Here is a 26,744-nt window from a genome sequence, read left to right as displayed (position 1 = left end):
CCCCTACAAATCTCAATTTACTATTAAAATATCATGCTTATAATTGTGTTCAGTTAAGTGCAAGCACTATAAAAATGTCTGCCAAAACTGGTGATTTCAACGAAATCATACAAATAAGACACTTCTTGTTTATCTTTAAACTGTGTTTCCAGTTCTTTTTTATCACTTTTTAAATCATCACTATTGATAATACCATCATACACTTTTTTATTAGCAAACTGCTTCTCAAAATCCAAATCAATTAATTTAAGACGAGACAAATTTTCTAATGCTATTTTTAACTTATCTTTATTCTCAAACATGTTTTCTAAATATATGTAGCGTCCCATTACAAATTCCCGTTTTTCATTTAAATCTATTTTTATTCTTAATGCTGGTATTATTTTTCTTTGGTTTAACCAATCAAAAACTATTGCATCAAAAGGTGTCAACTGCTTTATAATTTCACCAAAAGATGGATGTACTTCACTTGCCTTATCTTCATTTAATGAATTAGCTATCAAAGAGGAAAACAACTGTCGTAATTCTGGCTCCTCAACACAAAATTTCATATTCTCCAAAGCTGTACACACTACATGAACATTAGGTTCTAACCTTTTATCATCTGGTATTTGTTCTATTTTCTCCTCTAATTCTTTAACAAATCTTTTCAATTCGTGATTATATTTTTCTCTTTTCAAAGCAGCTTTTTGGCTAATTCCCCCAAAAACTAAGTAGAAACAATCTGATAAAACTTGTCCTATTGTTGCACTTGTTTTATCTGTTAAGTTTCCTATTACTGTATCCACACTATCCGGTATTTTTATATTCTCTATATTTATTAAAACATTATTATCTGCCATTGTTCCTCCCAAAATATTACTACCTACATTATGTCACCAACTCATTTCAATAACTTTTCCAGCTCATCCATTTCCTTGCTGATTTCCGCTTCCAACGACCGGATATTCGCCATAATTTCACTGGTTGGCGGGTATTCCACTGGGATGTACTCTATCTCCTTGTATTTATTTATGGACAAGTCATAATCATTGTTCTCTATATCCTTTTTCGGTACCAAAAATGATTTATCTGTACGCTTTCTATCAGCTTCTCCGGCTAAATTCTTAAAACGTGCAATAATATCCGCAATATCATTTTCATTTACTGGGGTACGCTTATCATCCAGACTAAAACCATCTGCTGTCATATCATAGAACCAGACCTTATCTGTTCCGCCATGACCTGTCTTGGTAAATACAAGGATAGCTGTAGACACTCCGGCATAAGGCTTGAACACACCAGATGGCATAGAAATAACTGCTTCCAAGCGATTTTCATCCACAATAGCCTGACGAATAGCCTTATGTGCTTTGGAAGAACCAAACAATACTCCATCCGGAACTATGCAGGCACATCTGCCACCTACTTTTAACATTCGTAAGAACAATGCCAAAAACAGCAGCTCTGTTTTCTTGGTCTTACATACCTTCAGTAAGTCCGCAGATACTGCATCCGCATCAAGACTCCCCTTAAATGGTGGATTAGCCAAAATAATGGAATACTTTTCCTTGTCTTCATTTTGGTCAGATAAGCTGTCACGGTATTCAATAAACGGATTATCAATACCATGAGTCATCATGTTCATGGCACCGATACGAAGCATGGTTCTATCCATATCAAAGCCATTAAACATGGTATTCATGTAATGCTCTTTTTGGGCTTTGTTGAAGAATATTTCTTCCTTTTTGGTTTCTTTTAAATATTCTGCGGCAGATACCAAAAATCCGGAAGTACCACAGGCAGGATCACAAATTACATCATCAGCTTTCGGCTCCACCATCTCTACCATCATACGAATAATGTGTCTAGGGGTTCTGAACTGGCCATTTCTGCCAGCTGAAGCAATCTTGTTCAAGAGGTACTCATAAACATCACCACGGACATCAATAGACTGATTGGCATTCATCAGTTCATAGATTTCATCCAATGAGTCAACTACCTTCGACAACAGGAGCGGTGTAGGCAATTTGAAAATAGCATCGTCCATATATTTGCTGTAAGCACTGTTTTTATCCCCATGTAAATTTTTGATAAAAGGAAAAACCCATTCCTGCATTACAGTGTACATTCTGCCAGCTGGAAAATCATGAAACACAGACCATTTAAGCTGCTTCCCATTTATAGAGCGTTCCCCTATTTTCACATCATCAGCAAAAATGCTCTTATATGGCAATCCTAACATGGCACTTTCTTTTTCCCTCTTGTTGTCCACATCATCTAAATCCCTGATAAACATCAGGTATGTAATTTGTTCAATAACCTCAAGGGGATTTACCAGTCCACCAGCTGCAAATATATCCCAAAGTCCATCTATCTTGTTTTTTAATTCACCAGTAATCATAAAATTAATCCTCCGCATTCCAAACATACTTTGTGTAACGGCCCCCGCCAATCTTCTTTATCTCATTTTTTTTCAGAAGCGCTGCCAAAGCCCTCTGTACAGTTGTATCACTAATATCCGGATTTGTTGCTAATATCTCAGTTTTTGTTATAGTACCTATATGTGCCTTTATTATTTCACGAATTCTTTCCGGCTTAGAGAGTTTAGTATTTGCTACCAGCTTCACTCTTGATTCAAATTCTTTATAAGTGGAAACTATTACTCCCAGCATATAATTCACAAAAGGCTTATAATCATTGTTATTATCATGCCAACCTATAGAACTGTCCTGCAGAGCTTCATAATAAGTTTCTTTTGTTTCTTCAATAATTTTTTCTATACTAATATATTTCCCTACAATAAATCCTGACTTATAAAGCAACAGTAATGTAAGCAATCTACTCATTCGTCCATTGCCGTCATTAAAGGGATGAATACATAAAAAATCCAAAATAAACATTCCCATTAAAATCAATGGATCGACTTCATCTTTCGCTTCTTTAAAAGCCTTGCACAATTCTTCCAACGCTTCCGGAGTTTCCCAGGCAGGCACTGGATTAAATCTGATTTTCTCATTACCATTTTCATCTATTTCTCTTATAATATTGTCCGAAGTCTTAAAAACGCCACCGTCAACACTGCCAATATATTTATATAAATCCCTGTGTAATTGCAGGAAAAAATTAACATTAATTGGTATAAAATCATAGTTTTCGTGGATAGTATTAAGAACATCCCGATAACCTGCTATTTCAGACTCATCCCTATTTCGCGGTGTAGTCTTTTGTTGTACCAGATTTTTAAGTCTGTCATCAACTGTATAAATCCCTTCTATCCTATTTGAAGCTTCCGTACTTTGAATTTTAGCCAGCTCAAATAACTCTTTTAATTCATCTTTATGAGCCTCGATAAAAAGACGCTGTTCGCCTTTAAACTCATTGATAATTGCAAGTTTTTTTACAATCTCAGGTATTAGTAATTTCTCCCATTTTTCTTTATAACTATAATCTTTCATTCAACTACCTCATTTCAATCAACCTTTATCACCTACTACAATTATGATAAAGTTAATTCATTTTCATCATAATACTTTTTAATTTGGTAGTCAACAGTTTTAATTTAGTCATTTATGTATAAAATGACTAAATTAAAACTCAAAATGACATAGTTAAATCGTTACGACCAACTTACAAAACATAAAAAAACGGCAAATGCCAGAATGTAGCATTTACCGCTTTTTCATTTTAACATCAACTTAGTGTCAGTTTGTCTTATACGGCTTATAGTCCAATGGCTTGGTACAGCCCCATTTCTTCGCCACTTTTTGAAACATCTTGCGCTGTACAGTACGGAAAAATGCCATTAAAAGGAGTTTTATCGGCAACGGAAACACCTCTACACCGGTAAAATTCCGGCACTCTTGGCTAAAGAAATGCCCATCCATGGCAAAAATTCGTCCCATTTCCCGGTAAGGCTCGGTCATTCTATCCAGTTCCTTTCCTTGGGCAAACCTGATACCGAAATTATCCCCCTTCACCAAAGTGCCACCATATTTACAGCCCAGCAGCTCCGGCAACATCCTCAGATAGGCTTCCCCACAACGAAGCTGTGCTCCCTCGGCAAACCCACTCTGCAAAATAAAGGATATCTGGGTATCATCCTCCTTGGGTGCCAAAGTTTCCAGAAATTCCATCAGCAGCCCCGGTACACACTCCACATAAAGTGGCATTGCTATAACAATATTGTTATTTGTCCGAAACGCTTCCCTGAGTTCATCCCAGCTGTTACGGTCGGAAATCGCATAGACTTCACAGGTGCCGCCCTGTCCCTTAAGTCCAGCGGCAAATTTCTCAATAATTTTATCCGTATTACTATACTTTTTCACCCGGGGACTACCGTTAATAATCAATGCATGCATATTGCCGCCTCCTTTAACGCAGTCACCGGATAGGCGCCCAGAGAATGACAGTTCATATTCACAGCACATTTTTCTAACCATACCTGCAGGAAGGCCTGTTCCGCCTCCCCCTGATATATCAGTCCCAAATCCGCTGGCTTGGCATAACGGGTGATATGCCGCATCTGATTCCCACGAAACTCCAAATAAATACACAAAATAGGTATTATCCGGTCAAAAATCTTTTTCCCATTATGATTTAAAAAGCCGAGAGCTGTGTCGGAGATCACCCACACTTGGTCGGCAACAACAATCTTCTGTACTATCGCCCCATAATCATCCTTAATGGCACATATTCCCGGATCCTTCAGCCAGCAATGACCACAGCCAATGCAGTGATCAATATTCATATCTGCCGTATTGATGACTTCAAAATCCGTCTTTCTCTGATTCAGAAGCCAGTTGACTTTATTTGACAGTTCATTATTTGAAGTAGTGTTTATGATAAGAACCATAATTTCTCCATACCAAAGCATTCCATCTGAAAAACACCTCATCCGCCTCGCATAGCTCGGCACCTTCCCCTCAAGGGGAAGTCAGGGGGCTAAATAATTAAAAAATCTGTCCCGGCAAAACCTTCTTTTCCTTGAACGGGAACTGGGCATCAAAAGCCTCCAGCTCCGTCGGATTATTTTCAGCCACCATATAGCCGGCCGGTGGAGCATATTCCCCAGTGATACCGGACAAATAGCCTTTCTTCAATTCCCGGCAAAGGAAAAAGGATGCATCAGCCCCCTCCGGCAGTCCGTGATACCGTATGCCAAACTCACTGGCATAGGTGAAACCGCTCTTACCGTAGAACTCAATATTTCCCTCAAAGCACATAGCCCCACAGCCTGTTTGGGCTGCCTGTTCCAAACAGTAGTCCAATAATATTTTTCCATAACCCTGGCGCTTGTATTCCGGGGCAATAGAGATAGGCCCCATAGCCATAACCGGTATCATTTCCCCGTTATCAGCCTTAATATTAGCCCGCATAAATATATTCTGGCCAATAATTACGCCTCCCTTTTCCATAACAAAGTCCAGCTCCGGCACAAAATCCCGATCATCTCTCAGCTTGTGCAGCACATAATGCTCCACACAGCCAGGACGGTACACATTCCAAAACGCGTCCCGAACCAAGCTTTCCACTGCTCCATAATCCTTCTCTGTTTCCCGGCGAATTATTATATCATTTTTATTCATTTTTCCAGCTTCTTTCTATAAACACATATTCAGGTTTGCACCTGTACAATAGCACAGGCTTTCAACTTCTTTAACGCGTCTGGATTGTGTTCAATGATTGCCGCTACCTTCTGGCAGCTATCTAATTCCTTGCAATCACCGCAGGTGCTCATAGCCCTTTTCCGGGCACACTGGCGAATTTCACAATACTTTTCACAATATATCAGCTTCACCCCGTCACACCGACAGCCTTCACAGTTTATATCATCCGGCTTTATTGGTGAATTGTACAGCTCACTCCATGCCTTGGCTGTCTTTTCCCGCAAAGCATCGTCGTTATTTGCTGTAGCAATATAGGCATCACATTCCTGGCAATCCAGTCCGCAAAATGCAATCAGCTCATTCATAAATTTTCCTCCTAAATACACCATATAATCTCGTTAATTTGTTGTAATCCAATCATCCAAAAACTTCATCTGTGCCGCAGTGTGGAACCAATGCTCCCCCTTCTCCATAACCGTCAAAACCGCCTGATGTTTTTGGGCAAATTCCTGAATTGTTTTCAGAGAAGTCATGGTATCTTCGCTACCATATAAAATCCTGGTTGGCACATTCCAGCTGATAGGGTGCGTCCGCACATAGGTCAGATACTTCCAGGACAAGTCCTCGCCAAAAGAAGTTGGTATAACTCCTTGTTTTTCCAGCTCATCCTCAGTCACATTGGCCCAATCCATCATATCTGTTATAAGTTTTTCCATATCTACAATCGGTGAAATAAAATAGGCCTTCTTTACCAGCCCATCCAGCCCGCCGTTCATGCTGAATAAGGCTCCAATACTATTGGCAACCAATATTACATCATTAAATTTTTCCCTTAAAGCTTCTATGGCCTGCTTTATTTCCCGGCCAGTTTCCCATGGTGTAAAGGTCCGGTAATCCAGTCCAATCACCTCACTGCCTGGAAACAGTGCTTTGTAATGCTGGCTTTCTGCCGCGTTGCCGCCCTTTCCATGAACATATACTACTACAGTCATCCAATTCCCCTCTACTTGACAATAATTTGTGAATCATCAACCATTTCTTAATAAACCTTGTTTAATCATGTATGGCCTTCAAAGCCGCTTCCCGGGCATGAATCAAGGTTGTATCATATACCGGCAGCACACTGTCCTTATCCGTTATAAGGTAACCTCCCATTTATTCCGCGATGGTCTTATTCAAAATTTCATAATATGTAATGGTACTTTCCCAACTCATACCGCCCAATAATCCAATAGTTTTCACGGTAATTCCTCCAAACAATAAGCTCTCTGTCCTTTACACCAAATAACCAGCTTACTTTTTGACCAGCTCACTGAATATTTTATCCCGATCAAAATCTCCGGTAGGCAGTCCAGGAATTTCCTTATAGGCCTTGCAGAGGGCCAGACTCATTTCAGTGAACACACTGCTCATTTCCTGATCCGTATATGGACAATCATCAGTAACTATTAAGGTGGCAAAACTGAAGGCTATCAGCCAAAGATTTTGAAAATATCTGTCAGCAGTTTTGGCATCTATGTTATAAATGCGCATAAGGGAGTCCCTTACCAAATTCTGGGATAACCGGAGTGCCTCCATGGCACCGCCACCAGCTTCGCTTGGCTTAGTCAAAAACAACAATTTATAAAGCTCCGGCTCTTCCTTGGCGAAACGAATATACTGCTGGCCTACCCCCAAAAAGGGCACTGGCGCTGCCAAGCCTGCTTCAACATATTCCTGATAATGAGTCTTGGCCAGCTTATAGACATCATTCTTTAATTGTTCCATAGTATCAAACCAGGTAAATATAGGACGCGGTGACACCTTCAGCTCACCAGCCACTTCCCGGGCCGTTACAGCATCAATTCCTTTTTTTCGCACAATATTCATTGCGGCTTGTACAATCTCTTCCTTCTGAAATTTCACTTTAGGTGGCATATGGCATCCATCTCCTATCGCAACCATAAAACTTTAGTTATGCAACATTTGTTATGTAACAACTGTTATGATAAATGATGTTATTGGTAAAGTCAAGGAAAAAAATAAATATTCTTAGCCTTCCATTTCCTTATCCCCTATAGCTATATAGACAAAATAGTGATACAATAGAGAGAAACATTATTAACAAACATATGAAAAAGGATGTGCTATACTTGGATACTGCCCACCCCACACTTTTGTTAGGTGTAATATTCATTTTAATGCTGATCAATGTATTTTTTGCCATGGCAGAAACGGCGCTGACGGAAAGTCATAAAAGCCGTCTGGAAAAGCTGGTAGATGACAATGTGCCTGATGCCAAGGCAGCCCTTGAGCTGTTTGAATCCCCTGAGCTGGCCTTTGTTGTGGTGCAAATCGGTATCACCCTTATCAGTATTCTGCTGGGTGTGTCCATCAGCGTGCTGTTGGCACCGGTTATCAATGAGTATATATTACTCATCCCATATCACGAGCCATTGTCTCTGTTTATCAGTATTGCTCTGGTCACCTATCTCACCCTGCTGTTTTCCGAATTTCTGCCGAACTCCATTGCCCGGCGGGACCCGGAACGGACCCTTATCAACTGCCAGGGTACACTACGGACCCTCATCCGTCTTTCCCGGCCCTTTACCGCCATTTTAGGGATTTCCGCCTCATTCTGCCTCAGCTTTTTTGGTATTAACTTGAAATATGAAGATCCTGTAACAGAGGACGAGGTCAAGGATTTGATTGAACAGGGTACTGAGGACGGCACATTTGAAAAGACCGAGCAGGATTTGGTCGATCGGGTTTTCCATATGAGTGACCAGACAGCCTATTCACTGATGACCCCCCGCACCCAAATGATGTGGCTGGACATCAGCGATTCATTGGAACACAATCTGGACTTGATAAAGAATTCCTCGGAATCGATTATTCCTGTCGGCAAAGACAGTCTGGATGATTTCTGTGGTGTCATATACACCAAGGATATTTTAAACGCGGCCTTGGATAACCAGTCACTTGAACTGGAGCCGTTCATCCGCAAGCCAATGTTTATCCCCCGCTCCATGGAAACCTTTCGGGTATTGGAGCAATTCAAGGAAACCGGTATTCACGAAGCTGTGGTGCTGGATGAATACGGTGGTGTTATCGGCTTTATCACCTTACAGGATATTCTTATCGAACTTATTGGTGATACCAATAATGTAAATGAGCAGGAACAGCTGCACATTGTTCCGAAGGAAGATAATGTGTGGTACATTGATGGCCTGTGCTCCATTGATGATTTCAAGGAAAAATTTGATATTGACGAGCTGCCGGAGGAAGAGCAGGACCATTATCAGACCATGGGGGGATTTGTCACTGCCCTCTTTGGCTATATCCCGAAAAAAGGGGAAACTGTTGAATGGGATGATTTTACCTTTGAAATACTCCGACTGGATAAATACCGGATTGACAAAATAATTTGCACCCAAAAGGATGAACCGATACCAGTTGACGAAGAAGCGTAAAAACTACAACAGCTGGCGAGCATATCTCCCAGCTCGTTGAAACGCTAATTGGAAGATTTTTCTTCTAAAGAAGAAAAATTTGAACAATGGCGTTATAATCTAAAGGAGGACCGACTATGCTTCGATATGTAAAACCTCTGATTACAGGTATATTGCTTCTGCTATTTGTTCTCTGCCCCTTCAGTGCTCAAGCTGAAAAACTAAACTGGGTGGACAGCACCTATGATTTTACCAAAGTCAAAAAAGCCCTGGTTTACGATATCGATATGGTGGACACTGCTGAAATGGAAAGCGATTTGACAGAGAAAATCCTTTTGGAAGAATATCTAAAAACTGCCGCAAAGCCCCCTTATCGGCTCATTCGTCCCGACAAGGCAGCCGTTCTTTCCCCGGATAAGCCATCAGCTGCCGCTGATATCTATATAAAGGCTGAACTGTTGAAATGGCATGACGACTCATATGTAAAGTCCCCATATACCAGCTGGGAAACTGTCAGTTCGACCCGTAGAGTGAAAAAAGCTGATGGCACCTGGACCGAGGAAAGGTATTATGAAACAGTGCCGGTATATCACCCAGCTGAAATAGTTTATACATCCACCGTCCGAGTTAAGTTTGATGTATACGACTCCAAGACAGATAAACTGGTTATGTCCCGGGACGAGTTGCGGGAGCGAAGCTCCTCCCGGCATGGACAGCAAGGGATTTTCGGTCGTATCAGCAAATCCTTTTTTGATGACTTAGGCGAGAAACTTAATCAGGATGAATAGCACCAGACTGTCCTTTGACCATTATCAAACAAAAATGGGATGTGGAAAATGCAACAGCATTTTCCACATCCCTTTATTTTGCAAAAATATATATTTTTAGAATTGGAATTTCTGCAAGGAAGTCTGCAGTTCCTGAGCCAAATCAGCCAAGGACTGACTGGCATTGGCTATTTCAGTTGCAGAGGCACTTTGTTCCTCGGAAGCAGCCGAAACACTTTCCATTTCCTTGGAAACCTCATCCCCCTTACCGGCAATACGGGATGATTTCTCGTTAATGTTACGGGTATCCTCTGATACAGCCTGCAACTCGTTAATCATATTCTGCGCCCGTTCAACAACGCCATTGGACGCCACATTGATAGCCTGGAAGGTTTCCCGCAGTTTTTCCACCGAGGCACTGCCTTCACGCACAGCAGTACTGCCTTTTTGCATAGAAGAAACCGCCGCGTCAGTATTCTTCTGTATACCATTGATGAGGTCAGTAATCTGCTGAGCCGCATTCTGGGATTCTTCGGCCAATTTTCTGACTTCCTCAGCTACAACCGCAAAACCACGCCCCTGCTCACCGGCCCGGGCAGCCTCTATTGCCGCATTCAAGGCCAGCAAATTGGTCTGTCCGGCAATACCGGAAATTGTTTCCACAATCTGACCGATTTCCTGAGAGCTTTGTCCTAACTTATCAACCGTATCAGCCGACTCCTTTACGATAGCTTCTGCGGACAAAATCTGCTCAACGGCAAATTCAATCGCCTTCGTACCATCCTCAGCCTGGTCATTGGCCGCCTTGGCTTCTGTCGTAACAGCACCAGCCGCTGTACCAAGGTTCTTTACTGCCTTGTTGGAATTATCTACCGATTCCTTCATATCTTCCAACAGCTGCTGCTGTTCAATAACAGCGCTGGCCGAAATGGTAACATTCTGGGCAACCTGATCAGAGGCCTGCGCCGACTGACCAGCCGAAGCAGTTAATTCCTCCGAGCTGGCGGCCAGCTGTTCCGAAGATCGGCTAATCTGACGCATCAATTTATTAAGCGTATCACACACATTATCAATAGCATGTTCCATCGCCCCAAATTCATCACCACGGGTGGTCCGGTTTGAATTGGTACGGAAATCACCGTTGCTTAATTTGTGGCAAATTCCCATCATTTTCTGCAATGGTGAAGTAATCTCCTTGGTGATCCACAATGAAGCAACCACTAAAATTATCAAAGTCACAACGCTCAATACGAGCATATTACGGCGAGCTGCCGCACTCTCTTCATCATTGGCTTTATCGATGGCATCAGCTGCTTTAGCTGCTTCATCGGCCAGCTTTACCAAATCACTGGCTACCGCTATTGCCGACTTTGCACTGGTATTATATGCTTCCAGACCAGCAGCCTGCTGACCACTTTGGGACAGATTTACTGACTTTGTCAAACCTTGCTTTAATTCATTCCAATCCTTTACAGTTTTTGCATAAGCTTCAGCTGTTTCGGCTACACCACTATTGGCTTTATTAAAAGCCTCCAGACTTTCGTCCATCTCCTTTACAGCTGCATCAAACTTTTGCTTCAGATCCTGCATACGGGCCGGGTCATTTTGTACCGTAGTCATAATTACAGTCATGGTCTGGGCCGAACGCATTCCCTGGCGGGCATTGCCCAAATGAACAAGCCCAGTCACATTAACATTGTACAAATGAGTCATGTCATCCTGGGCCTTTTGCAGAGCCGATAGGCCAAAGAAGCTTATAAATGCCATTCCTATTGCTGCAATAATAGCAAGGATAAGCAGTTTATAAGCAACCTTAAGATTGTTCATAAATTGCATAAGCGTAGCCTCCCTTTTTACCAATGTGGTCATTAAGTCACGCAACGATTAAACCACATCACAATAATACACGCTTCAATAATGTCTATATTCGACAACAATCTATTTTTTCCTTCACCACATTGTATATATTGGTAAAATAAGACTAAAGCCCTTGCCTATAGGGCAAGGGCTTGCTGCTTAAATCAGTTCATACATATCCTTTGTTTGTTCCAAAATACTGTCACGCCGTTTTTTTGACTCGGCAAAAAAATCATGAACGGCCTGACGGTCACCGCTTTCGATGGCAACCACCACCTCAGCCAAAATCCCCTGTAAAAGTTTCAGGTGATTTGTAATGGCCTCCTGATTAGTCATACAGATGTCTGCCCACATATCCGCATTGGATGAGGCTATACGGGTAGTATCCTTAAAACCGCCTCCCGCCAATTTCAGGCAGGCCTCCTTGTCACCATGGCTGCGATTAAGCAGTGTCACCAGGCTGGCTGCTGTCACATGAGGAATATGACTTATCACCGAAGCACAACGATCGTGCTTAGCAATATCCAGAGTAGTGAGATTGGCTCCGGTTAGCTTAACCAAATCGCATATTTTATCATGGGCTTCCTTTGGTGCACCAGTGTTCTCTACAATTACATAGCATTTATTCTCAAATAAATCCTTCTTGGCAGCCGTTACGCCACTCATTTCCCGGCCGGTCATAGGATGTCCGGCAATATAATAAATATCCTTTGGCAAAAGTTCCTTCAGGCTATTCCAAATGAACTGCTTTGTACTGCCGGCATCGGTAATAATTGCTCCTTTTTTTAAAAAAGGAAGCATCTTTTTCACCATAGGTACCATCTGCAACACCGGAGTACTGAGAAAAATCACATCGGCATCCTGTACCACCTGCTGAATATCGTCGGATACAAAATCCACTGCCCCCAGCTCCTTGGCTTTATCCATGGAGCTTTTAGTACGGCATTGCCCCGTGATATAGATATCATCGCCCAGCTTATCCTTCAGGCATAGCCCCAGTGAACCACCAATCAGGCCGACACCAATAATGGCAAGATTTAACCTGGCCATATGATTACTCCCCTCTCAATATCTCGGACATACGCTTTATCTCGTCCATCACCTTGTTAAACTCTGCCGGAGTCAAGGACTGATCCCCATCGCAAAGAGCCACCTCCGGATGTGGATGAACCTCAATAATCAGGCCGTCAGCCCCAGCAGCAATCGCTGCCTTGGCCATTGGCCGCACCATACTGCGCCGTCCAGTACCATGACTAGGGTCAACAATAATTGGTAAATGGGACAGCTCCTTAACCGCTACTACCGCACTGAGGTCCAATGTATTTCTGGTATAGGTTTCGTAGGTACGGATTCCCCGCTCACAGAAAATCACATCATCACAACCGGCACTCATAACATATTCAGCTGCATTCAGCCACTCGTTGATAGTAGCACATAAACCACGCTTTAACAATACCGGACGACCGCAGCTACCTACTTCCTTCAGCAACTGGAAGTTCTGCATATTTCTGGCCCCAATCTGAAGCACATCGGCATATTCTGCCACTTCCTCCACAGTACGCTGATCCAGTACCTCGGTAACCACCTTCAAATTATATTTATCAGCCGCCTGACGAAGCATTTTCAGCCCTTCCTCGGCCATGCCCTGAAAATCATATGGGGAAGTCCGTGGTTTAAATGCACCACCCCGCAGGAACTGGGCACCTCCCTCGGCAACAGCCTTGGCCGCCTCCATCAGCTGATCCATGCTTTCGACGGCACAAGGGCCGGCCATTACCACCGGATGTCCGCCACCGATTTTTACACCGCCAATATCTATAACAGAGTCTTCATTTTTAAATTCCCGGCTTACCAGCTTGTATTTTTCAGTTATGCGAACTGTTTTTTCTACCCCTGGCAGTGCACAATGCATTTCCAGATTGCTGATGGCCTTTTTATCGCCAATAACCCCCACAATAGTCCGGGAAGTACCGGTGGACAGATGATATTCCAGACCCTCTGATTTGATTTTAATTTTTACCTTCTCTAAATCCGCTTCCGTTGAATTTGGTGACATTACAATAATCATAATAATTCCTCCTGCTAAATAAAAAAGCCCGCCCCTACAACAGGGACGAGCTACAACTCGCGGTACCACCCTGCTTGCCTTGGCAAGCCACTCTCATCAGGTACTAACATACCCTAGCCCATGGTAACGGAGGCGCCCGGCAAGGCCTACTATTAGGTTCAGCCTGCAGCTCACGGGTGTATTTCGTCAGTTTCTCCTGCTGTGTTGCACCTCCCCACAGCTCTCTGAAAGGGTCTGCTGATTACTTCTCCCGCTCAATGCCTTTTCAATATGAACATACTTTACAATTCACATCTGTTATTATAGCTAAATCATATTTTTGTGTCAAGCATATTGATCAGAATTATTTTCCTGCAGGCCAATCAAACTCACACCCTGTATATCATAGCTATTTCGTTACAATTAGGAAACTTTGGACAATCAATACATTCCTTCCAAATTTTATGTGGCAGGTCATTTTTGCTTATTTCACTAAAACCACATTTGGCAAAGAACTTATCCTGATAGGTCAAGGTAAATACCTCCGTTATCCCCAGTTCCTGACCTTCTTCAATGAGGCCACGAACAATTTTCCGGCCAATGCCCTGCCGGCTATGAGCCGGGTCTACAGCCAACGAGCGAATCTCAGCCATATTTTCCCAAGTAATATGCAGACCGCCCACACCTACTATACCATCTTGCTCGTCCACGGCCACTATCATATCCCGCAGGGATTCATACAGGGCATTACGAGACCGGGCCAACATCAGCCCTTCGTCGGCATAATGGTTAACCAGCTCATATATTTCTTCTATATCAACAAATTTTGCTTTACGATAAATCAAATTACTTCACTCCAAAAACCACGGTATAAATCACAGTTCACAGCCTGGACACAGTTCATTTAGTGGACATTCCCCGCACAGGGGCTTTCGGGCCTTGCACAGCTTGCGACCATGCCAAATAAGCCAATGATGCGCTGCTGACCACTTGTCCTTGGGAATAGCTTTCATCAGTCCCTGCTCCACCTTCAGAGGAGTATCACCGGGAGCCAGCTTCAGTCGATTAGCTACCCGAAATACATGGGTATCCACTGCAATAGCCGGTCGCTCAAAGGCAATACTGGTTACCACATTAGCCGTCTTGCGTCCCACACCAGGCAATGTCAGCAGAATATCATAATCCTCCGGTACCTGTCCGGCAAATTTATCCACCAGCGTCTGACAGGTGGCCATTATATTTTTAGCCTTGTTGCGATATAGTCCACAATCCCTTATCTCCTGTTCCAGGGCCGTAAGTCCCATATTCACAATAGACTGAGCATCAGGCGCCTTTTTAAACAGACGGGCCGTGGTAATATTCACCCGTTTGTCGGTACACTGGGCCGATAAAATAACCGCAATCAATAGTTCAAAGGGATTTTTGAAAATAAGGGCCGGTTTGGTATCCTTATACAGTTCCCCTAAAATTTTTATTTGTTGTTCCTTGATTTGTTTGGTTACGCGCATAATATGTCCCCAGATAAACCGACATCAGTTGGTCAAGCTGCGCAACGGCGCCGGAATACGGCCACCTCGTGCAATAAAGGCCTCTGAACTCCACTGACTGCGAACCGGAACAATAGGACAGCGACCCAAAAGGCCACCAAACTCCACACTGTCACCTACTTTTTTACCAGGAACCGGAATCACCCGAACAGCAGTGGTTTTGTTATTTATCATACCGATAGCTGCTTCATCGGCAATTATTCCCGAAATAGTAGCAGCAGTAGTATCACCCTCTACAGCTATCATATCCAGTCCCACTGAGCAGACGCAGGTCATGGCCTCCAGCTTCTCAATGGACAATGAACCGCACTCAATGGCATCTATCATTCCCTGGTCCTCACTGACCGGGATAAATGCTCCGGAGAGACCTCCTACATGGGATGACGCCATAAGGCCACCCTTTTTCACCGCATCATTCAACAGAGCCAAGGCCGCCGTAGTACCTGGTGCACCACAGCTTTCCAGTCCCATTTCCTCCAACACATTGGCCACAGAGTCACCTACAGCCGGTGTTGGTGCCAAAGACAAATCTATAATGCCAAACGGAACCCCCAAACGGCGGGAAGCCTCGCGGGCTACCAACTGCCCCACTCTGGTAATCTTAAAGGCTGTCTTCTTGATTGTTTCAGCTACCTCAGTAAAATCGGCCCCCTTCAAATCTTCCAGAGCATGTTTTACTACCCCCGGACCACTGACCCCGACACTGACTACCTTTTCAGCCTCACTAACTCCGTGGAAAGCTCCGGCCATAAATGGATTATCCCCCGGTGCATTACAGAATACCACCAGTTTGGCACAGCCAATGGCATCCTGATCCCGGGTCAGCTCAGCTGTACGCTTGATAACCTCCCCCATCTGGCGGACACAGTCCATATTTATACCAGCCTTGGTGGAACCAAGATTTACAGACGAACAAACCACCTCGGTGGAAGACAGGGCCTGGGGAATGGAGTCGATAAGGATTTTATCCCCTTTGGTAAAACCCTTCTCCACCAAAGCTGAAAATCCACCGATAAAATTAACCCCAACTTCCTTGGCAGCCTTGTCCAACACCTCGGCCACCGGCACATAAGAATCCGTTTCACAGGCTTCGGCTGCAATGGCAATCGGCGTAACAGAAATACGCTTATGAATTATTGGAATACCGTATTTAGCCTCGATATCCTCACCGGTCTTAACCAAAAATTCAGCACTCTTGGTAATCTTGTCATAGACATTTTTGCAAAACTGATTGATATTGGGATGAGCGCAATCCCGGAGAGAAATCCCCATGGTGATGGTACGCACATCCAGCTTGTTTTCCGTAATCATACGGTTTGTTTCTAAAATATTGTCAACGGTAATCACTTGGCAGACCTCCACAGCTTACATCAGACATTGTGCATAATATTGAATATTTCCTGATTTTGGACCTTAATTTCCAGATTCATTTCCTGTCCTTTTTCTTTCAGGAGCTTCTGAATATCTGCCAGCTTAACCGAGTTATCGGTAAGTTCAGCCATCATGACCATATTGAAAAAACCATCTACGATATTCTGGTTTACACTGGTAATATTGACCTTCTTGGTGGCCAAAATCCCACTGACATTGGCGATAATCCCTACCTGGTCTTTTCCGAAGATAGTTACTACTAATTTCATGATTTCATTCTCTCCCTTTATCCGATATTATTTGCCACGGGGCTTTGTTCGACTACATTCAGTTGGGTTTTAAAGCTTCAACTGAGTAAGTCTCATTTTACTAAGCATAAATACAGTATTGTGTAATTATACCACTTTATGTATAAATATACAACAACACATTACTTTTAATTCATTTCATCAGCCTGCATCAATAAATCCAGAATTGCCACCTCATCTGACGACAAATTTGTTTTTTCACCACTATGATGCCGTAATACTATTCTGGCCTCCCGGTCCAGTCCCATTTCCTGTAACAGCTTGCAACTCAGTTCAGCATGATGATAATACCTATACATCATATCCTTTATCGGGGCCTTGCTGGCGGCCTGACCTTGTTTCATCGCCCAGTTATGAAAAAATTTATCCAGTAAAACAGCATATGATTTTTTCAACGAATCCATGTCCGGGCCCCGGCCTATATCATGCAGGAGGCAGCACCGCTGCAAGAGAGCCATATCAATATTTTTCACTGCACCGGCCAACGCTCGGGCATCTGCCAATACATTTAACGAATGCCGCTGATCAGCTAAATTCATTCGATAAAAAGCCTGGCGTGCTTTAGCAGGCAACAGGTCACTAATCATATTTTGCTCATCCCGGTTCGGGGCCTTGGCTGATATTCCCCGAAAAAACTGTACTACTCTACTGCTCATTATTTGATATATATCAGCTGCTGATATCCCTTTCCCCCACGGCATTCTTCCGCTTCCGGCTCACTGGATGGTCCGGGAGCCAACTCACAGGCCTCACCAGCCCGGCGCAATTTCTGTACAGCCTTTATCGCCTCAGTTGCTTTGCCGGCGGCAAAAGCTACATACACATCCCGCTGCTTTTTCTCACATTTTAGTCCATGGCGCTCCAAGGCCAGCATTATCCGCTCAATTCCCACAGCAAATCCGGTAGCTGACAATTCCGTCCCAAAATCGGTCAGCATATTGTCATATCGGCCACCACCACACAACGGATACCCCAAGCCTGGGGTATATGCCTCAAACACCATACCGGTATAGTAACTGAAATCGCGGATAACGCCCAAATCAAAGGTAATATACTCAGCCACATTATAGGCCTCAAGCAGGGTATATATCTCTGACAGGTTATCCAGCGCCTTGCGGGATTGCTCGTTATTGATCATGGAATACGCTTTTTTCAGCACATCCTTGCCACCATGCAAAAGGGGAATTTCCTTCACCTTGGTTTTAGCGTCTTCGGAAATATCCGTATGGTCCACAATGCGGTTCAGTCCCACCAAATCCCGCTGTTCGATGGCAGAACGGATTTTAGCCTTGTCCTTTGACTCAATACCACATTGCTTCATAAGCCCATTTATGAAATCCACCTGACCTAAGCAAATAATGAAATCATTCAGCCCAGCTTGCTTCATCACTGAAACGGCCAGGGCAATAATTTCCGCATCGGTGGTCGGCTTATCACTGCCCAGAAGCTCTACCCCCGCTTGATGAAATTCGCACTGGCGACCGGTCTGAGTCTGCTCATACCGAAAAACACTGCTGATATAGGACAGCTTCAACGGCAGCTTTTCCTCCTTCATCCGGCTGGCGGCTACCCTGGCAATCGGTGTAGTCATCTCGTGCCGCAAAGCAAGGGTCCGATTATTTTTATCAAACAGCTTGAACATATGCGGCTCCATATCGCTGCCGCTTACCGCTGTAAGGGTATCGAGAAGCTCCACTGTCGGGGTAACGATTTCATCATAGCCCCAACGGTTGAATTCTTCAGCAATAGCCGTTTCAATAGCCCGCTTTTCGGCGGCCTCCCTTGGTAAAAAATCCCTGGTTCCATACGGAATTTCCCAAACCTTTTCTTTGTTTTCCATAATACTTCCCATCCACAATCAGATATTTTCGATTTTATTTTTTAGCTGGTAACCGGTCAAAAACCAGCTCATAGCCATCGGCCCCGTAATTCAGGCACCGCTTCACCCGGCTAATGGTAGCCGTACTTGCTCCGGTACGGCTCACAATATCATCATATGTATGATGATCACGCAGCATTCGGGCCACCTCCAGCCTTTGGCTCATAGCCTTCAGCTCGCTAATGGTACAAATGTCTTCGAAGAATTGATAGCATTCCTCCACCGTGTTCAGCTGCAATACCGCCTCACACAGCTGGTCGTTTAATTCATCCCGCAATTTTGGATTTACCATATATACACCACCTATTTACTTTTATTCTTTTACGCTTTACTCTGTAAAAATCTAAAAGAATTATAACGCATTTGTTCAAATTTTTCCATAGTTATATGGAAAAATATACTTTATGAGCGTTTCACCGATGGTTTAAAAAATATCTCGGTATAACGCATTTGTTCAAATTTTTCTATATTTTATATAGAAAAATATACATACCGGCGTTTCACCGATGGCTTAAAATATATCTCGGTATAACGCATTTGTTCAAATTTTTCCATAGTTATATAGAAAAATATACATACCAGCGTTTCACCGATGGCTTAAAATATATCTCGGTATACAACTTATCGCAATATTTTTCCATACTTAATATGGAAAAATTGGAATAGACAATATAAAAGTGGCTCTTATATGGTTGGTACACCATACTAAGAACCACTTTTTCATCGCACTACTTCCACCGGGGCAAGAATTTCCTCACCATGACTATTTGTAAACACCTCACCCTTTACCCCAAACACATCCTTCAGAACGGTTTCGTTCATCACCTGGGACGGGGTACCGGTAGAATATACCCCCTTATCCTTGACCACCACCAGATAGTCAGAATACTTAACCGCCTGATTTAAATCGTGCAGCACCATCATCACCGTCAGCCCCAATTCTTTGTTCAAACGGGTGATTATGTCCATAACCTCCAACTGATGGGCAATATCCAGATAAGTGGTAGGTTCATCCAGCAGCAGTACCTCCGGCTTCTGAGCCAACGCCATAGCAATCCAGGCCCGCTGCCGTTCACCGCCGGACAAGGACATCACCTGCCGATCCGCCAAAGAAGTTACCTTGGTTTCCTTCATGGCCCAATCAACTATTTCCTCGTCCTCTTTTTTATTGCTCTTAAACCAGCTGCGATATGGAAACCGACCATAATCCACCAGCTGTCTGACCGTCACATCAGCCGGAGCCTGCATTCCCTGTGGCAAAATTGCCAGTTTCCTGGCAAAAATCTTACGACTGATGGATTTAATATCATAGCCATCCATAACAATCTGGCCGGTATAACTGGTATTTATACGGCCAATGGCTTTTAGGAGAGTTGACTTACCGGCTCCGTTAGGACCAATTATTGAAGTTATTTTGTTCTTTGGTATAGAAATATTTACATCATCCAAAATGAGCTTGTTATTTATTTCAACAGCTAAATTCCGTACATCAATGGACATTACAGCTCCCTCCTTAGCAAGAACAGAAAGAATGGAGCTCCCAAGGCCGCCATCAATATTCCTACCGGAAGCTCAACAGGGGCAAAAGCACTGCGAGCAATGGTATCACATATTGTAACCAGAGCTACTCCCAATAAAGCTGATGCCGGCAACAAGAAACGGTAGTCTGAGCCAATCATCAGGCGAGCAGCATGGGGGACAATCAATCCAACAAAGCCCAACAGCCCCACTACCGATACGGCACTGGCCGCCAACAGAGCTGCAATGGCTGTCAACACCACCCGGGTCAACTCCACCCGTATCCCCAACCCTTTGGCAACATCATCACCTAACTGCAGAATATTGATATGCCGGGCAGACAGCATGGCCAAAATACCCGCTCCCACTGCATAGGGCCAAATCATGGCCACATGAGGCCAGCTGCGGGCTGACAATCCCCCCACCATCCACATCAAGGCGTTATGTATTCTATCACTGTTAAAAATCATCATGCCTGATATACCGGCCCCCAAAAAGGCTGATACAGCCACTCCGGCCAAAATAATCCGCACCGGGCGTATCCCGTTTTTCCAGGCCAAAATATAAATACACACCGCGGCCAACATGGCTCCAACAAAGGCAACTGGCGTAATAAACATCTCATAGCCGGGAAACAGCACTAGCACCATAATGCCAGCAATACCTGCACCGGAGGAAATGCCTATAATATGGGGATCAGCCAAAGGATTTTTCATTATGGCCTGCAAGATGGCACCGGACAGGGCCAAATTGATGCCCACCAAGGCCCCCACTATAGTCCGTGGCAGCCTAATGTTCATAAATATGTTTTCATGGATGTGGGAATTATTGCCAGTGACAGCTCCCAATATTTCGGTTATGGGAATCTCCACGGAGCCTTTTATCAAACTAAACAGGAAGCCTACTCCCGCCAAAATGGCGAATATCACCAGCAGGGATACTCGCCACTTAATACTTCGATTCTTACTACTGCTTTCAGCCAACTTTTTTATACTCCCTTAAAATAATTCTGGGTAAACCATCTTCGCCATTTTTTCATAGCATTCCGGATATTTAAGTCCCGGATTTATCAGGAAAGTATCCTGTGGCAAAAAATAAACCCTGTTTTTCTGCACTGCTTCTACCGTGTTCCAAGCCGGATTTGACTTGAATTCCTTCAACAGATCCTGCTCCAGGGACTGAGCATTTCCCATAGTCACCACAAAAATCACTTCCGGATTCTGTTCCACCATGGTCTCCAAGCTATATGGGGTAGCATCCGGATTTTTCTCCATCGGTGTCAAACCCTCGGCAATATTTTTCCAGCCGAAATCATGACTGATGGAACCGGCAATACTGCCTTTAAGCTGTATATTCAACCCCTGGGATGAACTGAATAATATGGCCACCCTTTTTTCTTCCTTCGGCAGTTTGGCTTTTATTGCTGCAATCCGTTCATCCATTGACTTTATGGCTGCTGCCGCTTTATCCGGCTGACCGGTCAACTGCGCCATAATGTTTAATTCCCGCTTCACATCCTCGTAGGTACGAGCTTTAATAACAATGGAGGGGATACCATTATCCTCAAACAGCTTTACCAGCTTCTCATTCATGCCTTTATTGATAATCACCAAATCAGGATTCAAGGCCAGAACCTTTTCCACATCAATTTGAACGGCCTTACCAATTTGGGGAATATCCTTGGCAAACTCCGGCACCATCTGGGAAGTGGCACGACCTACCACCGTCCCCCCAACCAACTGCAGGGGCTCCAGGAATGACACTGAACATACTACAATCCGCTCCGGCCGCTTGGTCAGCTTTACCCTACGACCAGCATCATCGGTGATGACGATTTCTGTCCCATCACCAGCCGGCTGGGTAACAGCATTACCCCCGCAACCAATTATGCTTACCAATACTATAGTCAGTACCAGCAACATAACGGATTTAATTATTTTCATTAGCCATTCCTCCATCTTTAATCAGATTATTGGAGCTCGTTGGACTGAAAATTCTTTTTGAATTCCTCCGAAGCAATATAATGCTTCATAAAATTCAAAAACCTCATGTCACGCTCGGTCAGCTCTTTATCCTTCCCCCAATACAGGCAAATATCCACACTAAGGGGTGGAGTAAGCTTCCGCCGAACGAATTTTGTCTCCTCCCGGGTAACAAAATCCGGCAACACCGAAATCCCCAATCGATTAGCCACCAGCTGCTTAATAGTTTTCAGCTGGGTAGTACACAACAATATGTTGGGCACAAAGCCTCGTGCCACACAGCGGTCATACACATGCTGATACTGATATGTGTTGGACTGCTGCATAATGAATTGCTCGTTGCGCAAATCATCAAAATCAATGCGTTTTTTCTTGGACAGGGGCAGCTCCGGGCTGACACACAGACTAAGATTGTCCGTCTGAATCAGCATTTCATGCTCACTGCCACCTAATTTATCAGTAAAAATTATGCCAAAATCCAGCTCACCTTTGTCAGCCTTTTCCATAACCACCATAGAGTCCCCATATTCCTTGACATCAAGAATCATATCCGGGTACATATCCTTAAAGGTGGTAAAAAGGTCCGGAAAAAGATAGGCCTCCACCATAGGTGGAATGCCAAAATGAATTTTCCCCCGCTTTTCCTGCTGAAAACGCTCCATATCCTGCCGAGTTTCGTCCACATCCTTCATTATCTTTTCAGCGTGCAGCAAAAAAGCCTTCCCCTCCGGAGTCAATGTTACATGCTTTTGCCGGCGGTCGATGAGAGTTAGTTGGAGTTCACTCTCCAGCGACTTAATGGCTTTTGTTACAGAAGGTTGGGACACATGAAGAAACTCAGCCGTTTTGGTAAAATTTTCCAACTTGCTGATAGCACAAAAATATTCTAGCTGCCTAAGTTCCACAATTTGCCTCCATACATTTCATTCAAATAAACCGGTGTTTTTCACACTCTCTATAATTACAGCACAATAAAGGTAAAGGTCGTATTATGGAAACAGTTGTGACTGTTTTTGGAATTTTCGGCCACTACCGGGCAAAATTCGCCAAAGGAATACATTCCGGAAAATCTTATATTCTGTGGAATGATATTGGCATACCCCTTAGCTTCATCAACGATGGTATCACTGGAAAAGGTCATAAGCCTTGAGGCACATGAGGTGATAATGGCCGATGTATATATGTATTCATGCTCATTTGATACATCTACAACAGCAGATCGAATCGCCTCCGCTACCGATTTGGTTACATCCTTGCGACTAAACATAGCCAGCCGCACCACGGCTCCCTTTGGCACACTGCCAATAAATGTACCACTGCCTTCCTCTTTATTTATGGAAGCCAGATTTCGCATCAGTTCTATTTCATCCCCATTTGGCTTTTTGTAGGTTACCAAAAATGGCGATCCCACAAATTTTGACAGCAGATTTTCCGAGTCAAGGTCAACGCCGGCTTCCCGAACCACATCCACCAAGGTCCGATTTCCCAGCTTATATACGGTATTCCCTTCCACCTCGGTAACCACTTCCTCAAAATCAGTAGTTTCCACTGAGAAACGGCATTTCAAAACCGGCTTGGTATTACCGCCTACCAGTATCATCCCCATACCAGCTGCGCGCACTTCCCGGTTCACCATAATCCTGCAATCCGAAAACAGGAAATTATCCGAACTGAAACCGCCAAAAATCGGCACACCACCACTGGCATCATTGAGAATATCCACATATTCATCACCAGCTACAGCCGCATCCTTAACCGCGTAGGTAATAATTACCTTTGGCTTTTCACCCAATTCCTCCTCCAGACGGCTATATGTACTCTTGATTTTGGCTTTGTAGTTATCCTGATCCATTTCATCAGTAACACCAGCCACAAAAGTACAGTCATCAGCCGTAAAAACATGAAGAGAAATTCCCTCAGTTACATAGCCATCCGACTCAGTAAACATGGACATGGCACTGGACCCCAATATAGGGAACCCAAACTCATCCTGCAGGGCATTAGCCAGCTCCTGAAAATCCGTATCAGCATGGGCAAATACTATACCCATAGAATTTTTTCCTAACTCAAAGTTATTTAATTTCGCCCGAAGCTCTTTTATGCCGGCTTCCAAATCATCCATTTCGGCTGTATAGACAGCTAAAGAACGCATTTCTTAATCACTCCTATTTATGTATCGTTCCATTTGTTAATCAGCTGCTCTAACGCATCATAGTCAAAGTCGTCTTCTGCATCTTTCATCTTGCTAATCAGTTCCCGCTGTTCATCGTTGACTCGGAATTTGGACAATTTATCCAACAAAACAGCAAAATTATCCATATCAAAATCCGCAATGGCAGAATCCATATCATGGATTATATTGTCCAGTTCCTGCCTGGAAATTTCCTGCAGCTCTTCATTCTCCTGATCATCCTGATACAGCTCATCAGCAAACCGGTCCCCCAAATGGGCGATAACCGTTGCATATTGGGCCACCAATCGATCAAAATTTCTCCGGATGAAATCGAAATTACCATCCTTGCCGGCCATTTCATGATCCTTGGCCATCTGGGAAAGTTCCTTCTGATTGATGATGGCTGCCACCGTCTTCAGGGCATGTACCTCAATAATATAGTTAGCGTAGTCACCATTTTCCAGCAGACTCCCCAACAGCTTGATTTTTTTCCTGCCATCTGTATAAACCTGTCTTAAAATATCCAGATCCACATCATCGGTCTGGGAGGTAAACGGCTTATCCGATACTGCTATTTTTTCCGGTGGCAGGAACTGTCTGAGACAGTCATCCAAATCCTTTACATCCATCGGCTTGGCCAAAAAACCCTGGAAGCCGTATTCCAGATATTGTTCCCTCATACCACTGATGGCGTTAGCCGTAAGGGCGATAACCACTGTATATTGGCACCCCGGTATTTCCCGGATTTTATACATACACTCCACGCCGTCCATTACCGGCATCATATGGTCCATAAAGACGATATCGAATTTCTCGGTAGTCATAAGGTTCAGCGCCTCAGCACCGCTTTCCACACAAGTAACCTTCAGCTTGTACGGTGCCATCATCCCTTCGGCCACCTTGAGATTTACCCTGTTATCGTCCACCAGCAATACGCTGGCCTCTTCCGCCGTAAAGGTGTATTGGAACAGCTTCCGCTGGACAAGGCTGGCATCTTTGGTAATCTTCCCCATGGGCTGCCAGTTGTCCACCTTGTTCACAATGGTCCAGGTAAAAATACTGCCCTTTCCATATATACTGTCCACGGTAATATCGCCACCCATGGACCGGCACAAGCGCTTGCTTATGGCCAGGCCCAGGCCAGTCCCTTCAACGGACCGGTTCCGCTTGGTATCCACCTGCTCAAAACTGGAGAACAGCTTTACCAAATCCGTTGGCTTAATCCCGCAGCCGGTGTCTTCCACACAGGAAAATATCTTGATATAGCCTGCCTCGTCCTCCAGCTTTTCAAACCACATTTTCATTTTTATGTAGCCGTTATGGGTGAACTTTATGGCATTTGTCAAAAGATTTACCATAACCTGCTTTATGCGGATTTCATCGCCGATAAGACTGACCGGTATATTTTCATCAATGTCCAGGATAAGCTCCACATCCTTATCCTGCAGCCGGACATTTATCATTGTAACAACATCGTTAATAATAGACGACATCTGGTATGGCATATTGATAATATCCATCTTGCCCGCTTCTATCTTGGAAAAATCCAGAATATCGTTTATGATTGCCAGCAGGGATGCCGAAGCACTCTTAATGAGCATGGCATTTTCCCGGGCAAAGGAATCAGTAGTATCCCTGATAATGAATTCTGACATACCGTTTATGGCATTCATTGGTGTACGGATTTCATGGGACATATTGGCCAAAAAGCTGGACTTGGCTCTATCCGCACTCTCAGCCCGTTCCTTGGCCCGAATAATATCAGTGATATCCACCATTATGAGCATGACTCCGGCAATTTCCTTATCCTGATTGATGGCCGGACGCACATAAATATCGAAGTTTTCCTCCATTCCATGAACCTCCATCCGGTCCATGTACTGGATGTTTTTTCCTTCATCCCTGGTCTCCTTGCACATCTCCTCCATATGCCGACGACCGATGGCATCCATCATTCCATCAAACAAGTCATAAATATAAACACCGTTATTTATCTGTTCAAAAGAATAGGTAGACCTCTGATAAAACGGCTCAGTGGCCATAACGGTGTTTAAATCCATATCCAGCATAATGGAAATATTCGGTGAGTTCTGCAACAGCATGGCATTGTAAAACACCTGCTGCCCCTTGGCATGCTCACTGTATTCCCGAAACTTATTGGCCTGCTCCGCCAAAGCCGCCAGTATGTTATTCTCCCGTTGAAGGCGCTTGATTTCGCGGTTGGCCTTTTTCAATTCAATTTGCAGAGATTTTACAGTTGTATCGGTCTCCTGCAT

The 26,744-nt window shown here is 43.9% G+C and carries 27 protein-coding genes and 1 other annotated feature; of the genes, 2 read left to right on the top strand and 25 right to left on the bottom strand.

Annotated elements, in window-relative coordinates:
• Positions 1–53: 53 nt before the first annotated feature.
• The 9 genes from QZV24_RS03670 to QZV24_RS03630 all read right to left on the bottom strand — a co-directional run bounded on the left by QZV24_RS03670 (position 54) and on the right by QZV24_RS03630 (position 7,505).
• Positions 54–842, bottom strand: a complete 789-nt coding sequence (locus QZV24_RS03670; protein ID WP_294520272.1) for a DUF4393 domain-containing protein — start codon at positions 840–842, stop codon at positions 54–56.
• Between the two features lie 41 nt (positions 843–883).
• A complete protein-coding gene (locus QZV24_RS03665) occupies positions 884–2,383 on the bottom strand; it encodes a class I SAM-dependent DNA methyltransferase (protein WP_294520269.1) in 1,500 nt (499 codons plus the stop codon).
• A gap of 4 nt (positions 2,384–2,387) precedes the next feature.
• Positions 2,388–3,437 (bottom strand): Fic family protein, encoded by a 1,050-nt coding sequence (locus tag QZV24_RS03660; protein WP_294520266.1) that lies wholly within the window; start codon positions 3,435–3,437, stop codon positions 2,388–2,390.
• A gap of 246 nt (positions 3,438–3,683) precedes the next feature.
• Positions 3,684–4,340 carry an NAD(P)H-dependent oxidoreductase gene (locus QZV24_RS03655; RefSeq protein ID WP_294520263.1) on the bottom strand — a complete coding sequence of 219 codons (657 nt, stop codon included), beginning with the start codon at positions 4,338–4,340 and terminating at the stop codon, positions 3,684–3,686.
• Positions 4,328–4,834, bottom strand: coding sequence for a hypothetical protein (locus QZV24_RS03650; RefSeq protein ID WP_294520260.1), 507 nt, complete (start codon positions 4,832–4,834; stop codon positions 4,328–4,330). The genes QZV24_RS03655 and QZV24_RS03650 overlap by 13 nt, the downstream gene beginning before the upstream one ends.
• A 97-nt stretch (positions 4,835–4,931) precedes the next feature.
• A complete protein-coding gene (locus QZV24_RS03645) occupies positions 4,932–5,567 on the bottom strand; it encodes a GNAT family N-acetyltransferase (RefSeq protein WP_294520257.1) in 636 nt (211 codons plus the stop codon).
• Between the two features lie 29 nt (positions 5,568–5,596).
• Positions 5,597–5,953 (bottom strand): DUF3795 domain-containing protein, encoded by a 357-nt coding sequence (locus QZV24_RS03640; RefSeq protein WP_294520253.1) that lies wholly within the window; start codon positions 5,951–5,953, stop codon positions 5,597–5,599.
• Positions 5,954–5,986: 33 nt separating this feature from the next.
• Entirely contained in the window at positions 5,987–6,580 is a 594-nt protein-coding gene (locus tag QZV24_RS03635; RefSeq protein WP_294520250.1) for a carboxylesterase, read from the bottom strand.
• Positions 6,581–6,881: 301 nt separating this feature from the next.
• Positions 6,882–7,505 carry a TetR/AcrR family transcriptional regulator gene (locus tag QZV24_RS03630; RefSeq protein ID WP_294520246.1) on the bottom strand — a complete coding sequence of 208 codons (624 nt, stop codon included), beginning with the start codon at positions 7,503–7,505 and terminating at the stop codon, positions 6,882–6,884.
• A 194-nt stretch (positions 7,506–7,699) separates the two neighbouring features.
• On the opposite strand from QZV24_RS03630, the gene QZV24_RS03625 reads away from it, so the two are divergent.
• Both QZV24_RS03625 and QZV24_RS03620 read left to right on the top strand, forming a co-directional pair.
• Positions 7,700–9,040 (top strand): hemolysin family protein, encoded by a 1,341-nt coding sequence (locus tag QZV24_RS03625; RefSeq protein WP_294520243.1) that lies wholly within the window; start codon positions 7,700–7,702, stop codon positions 9,038–9,040.
• Between the two features lie 116 nt (positions 9,041–9,156).
• On the top strand, positions 9,157–9,807 hold the full coding sequence (locus QZV24_RS03620) for a hypothetical protein (protein ID WP_294520240.1): 651 nt from the start codon (positions 9,157–9,159) through the stop codon (positions 9,805–9,807).
• A 96-nt stretch (positions 9,808–9,903) separates the two neighbouring features.
• Here QZV24_RS03620 and QZV24_RS03615 read toward each other — a convergent pair whose 3' ends face one another.
• From QZV24_RS03615 to QZV24_RS03540, 16 genes are all read right to left on the bottom strand, one after another.
• Positions 9,904–11,622, bottom strand: coding sequence for a methyl-accepting chemotaxis protein (locus QZV24_RS03615; protein WP_294520237.1), 1,719 nt, complete (start codon positions 11,620–11,622; stop codon positions 9,904–9,906).
• Positions 11,623–11,802: 180 nt separating this feature from the next.
• A complete protein-coding gene (locus QZV24_RS03610) occupies positions 11,803–12,693 on the bottom strand; it encodes a prephenate dehydrogenase/arogenate dehydrogenase family protein (protein ID WP_294520234.1) in 891 nt (296 codons plus the stop codon).
• Positions 12,694–12,697: 4 nt separating this feature from the next.
• Positions 12,698–13,711 carry a 3-deoxy-7-phosphoheptulonate synthase gene (aroF, locus tag QZV24_RS03605; protein WP_290655348.1) on the bottom strand — a complete coding sequence of 338 codons (1,014 nt, stop codon included), beginning with the start codon at positions 13,709–13,711 and terminating at the stop codon, positions 12,698–12,700.
• Positions 13,712–13,749: 38 nt separating this feature from the next.
• Positions 13,750–13,978, bottom strand: a binding site (T-box leader).
• A 101-nt stretch (positions 13,979–14,079) separates the two neighbouring features.
• Positions 14,080–14,535, bottom strand: coding sequence for an N-acetyltransferase (locus QZV24_RS03600; protein ID WP_294520230.1), 456 nt, complete (start codon positions 14,533–14,535; stop codon positions 14,080–14,082).
• 30 nt (positions 14,536–14,565) lie between these two features.
• Complete coding sequence (gene nth, locus QZV24_RS03595) at positions 14,566–15,198, bottom strand: endonuclease III (protein WP_294520227.1); 633 nt, start codon at positions 15,196–15,198, stop codon at positions 14,566–14,568.
• A 24-nt stretch (positions 15,199–15,222) separates the two neighbouring features.
• Positions 15,223–16,584 (bottom strand): PFL family protein, encoded by a 1,362-nt coding sequence (locus QZV24_RS03590; RefSeq protein ID WP_294520225.1) that lies wholly within the window; start codon positions 16,582–16,584, stop codon positions 15,223–15,225.
• Positions 16,585–16,607: 23 nt separating this feature from the next.
• Positions 16,608–16,877 (bottom strand): ACT domain-containing protein, encoded by a 270-nt coding sequence (locus QZV24_RS03585; RefSeq protein ID WP_290655341.1) that lies wholly within the window; start codon positions 16,875–16,877, stop codon positions 16,608–16,610.
• Positions 16,878–17,044: 167 nt separating this feature from the next.
• Positions 17,045–17,572, bottom strand: a complete 528-nt coding sequence (locus tag QZV24_RS03580; RefSeq protein WP_294520222.1) for an HD domain-containing protein — start codon at positions 17,570–17,572, stop codon at positions 17,045–17,047.
• Entirely contained in the window at positions 17,572–18,756 is a 1,185-nt protein-coding gene (hisZ, locus tag QZV24_RS03575; protein WP_294520219.1) for an ATP phosphoribosyltransferase regulatory subunit, read from the bottom strand. Before hisZ ends, QZV24_RS03580 begins: the two co-directional genes overlap by 1 nt.
• 34 nt (positions 18,757–18,790) lie before the next feature.
• Positions 18,791–19,087: a YerC/YecD family TrpR-related protein gene (locus QZV24_RS03570; RefSeq protein WP_294520216.1), complete on the bottom strand. Its 297-nt coding sequence runs from the start codon at positions 19,085–19,087 to the stop codon at positions 18,791–18,793.
• A gap of 428 nt (positions 19,088–19,515) precedes the next feature.
• The gene (locus tag QZV24_RS03565; protein ID WP_294520213.1) at positions 19,516–20,295 is read right to left on the bottom strand and encodes an ABC transporter ATP-binding protein; all 780 of its coding nucleotides are present in this window, start codon (positions 20,293–20,295) and stop codon (positions 19,516–19,518) included.
• Positions 20,295–21,266 (bottom strand): iron ABC transporter permease, encoded by a 972-nt coding sequence (locus QZV24_RS03560; RefSeq protein WP_294520275.1) that lies wholly within the window; start codon positions 21,264–21,266, stop codon positions 20,295–20,297. The genes QZV24_RS03565 and QZV24_RS03560 overlap by 1 nt, the downstream gene beginning before the upstream one ends.
• A gap of 45 nt (positions 21,267–21,311) precedes the next feature.
• The gene (locus QZV24_RS03555) at positions 21,312–22,256 is read right to left on the bottom strand and encodes an ABC transporter substrate-binding protein (RefSeq protein WP_294520210.1); all 945 of its coding nucleotides are present in this window, start codon (positions 22,254–22,256) and stop codon (positions 21,312–21,314) included.
• Positions 22,257–22,282: 26 nt separating this feature from the next.
• Positions 22,283–23,200, bottom strand: coding sequence for a LysR family transcriptional regulator (locus tag QZV24_RS03550; RefSeq protein WP_294520207.1), 918 nt, complete (start codon positions 23,198–23,200; stop codon positions 22,283–22,285).
• Between the two features lie 56 nt (positions 23,201–23,256).
• Positions 23,257–24,447 carry an FIST signal transduction protein gene (locus QZV24_RS03545; protein WP_294520205.1) on the bottom strand — a complete coding sequence of 397 codons (1,191 nt, stop codon included), beginning with the start codon at positions 24,445–24,447 and terminating at the stop codon, positions 23,257–23,259.
• 17 nt (positions 24,448–24,464) lie between these two features.
• The gene (locus tag QZV24_RS03540; protein ID WP_294520202.1) at positions 24,465–26,744 is read right to left on the bottom strand and encodes an ATP-binding protein; all 2,280 of its coding nucleotides are present in this window, start codon (positions 26,742–26,744) and stop codon (positions 24,465–24,467) included.

The organism is uncultured Anaerovibrio sp. (genome assembly GCA_902786545.1).
Lineage (GTDB): Bacteria > Bacillota > Negativicutes > Selenomonadales > Selenomonadaceae > Anaerovibrio.
The sequence above is the reverse complement of the archived record's forward strand: the minus strand, read 5'-3'. Positions and strand labels throughout refer to the sequence as shown.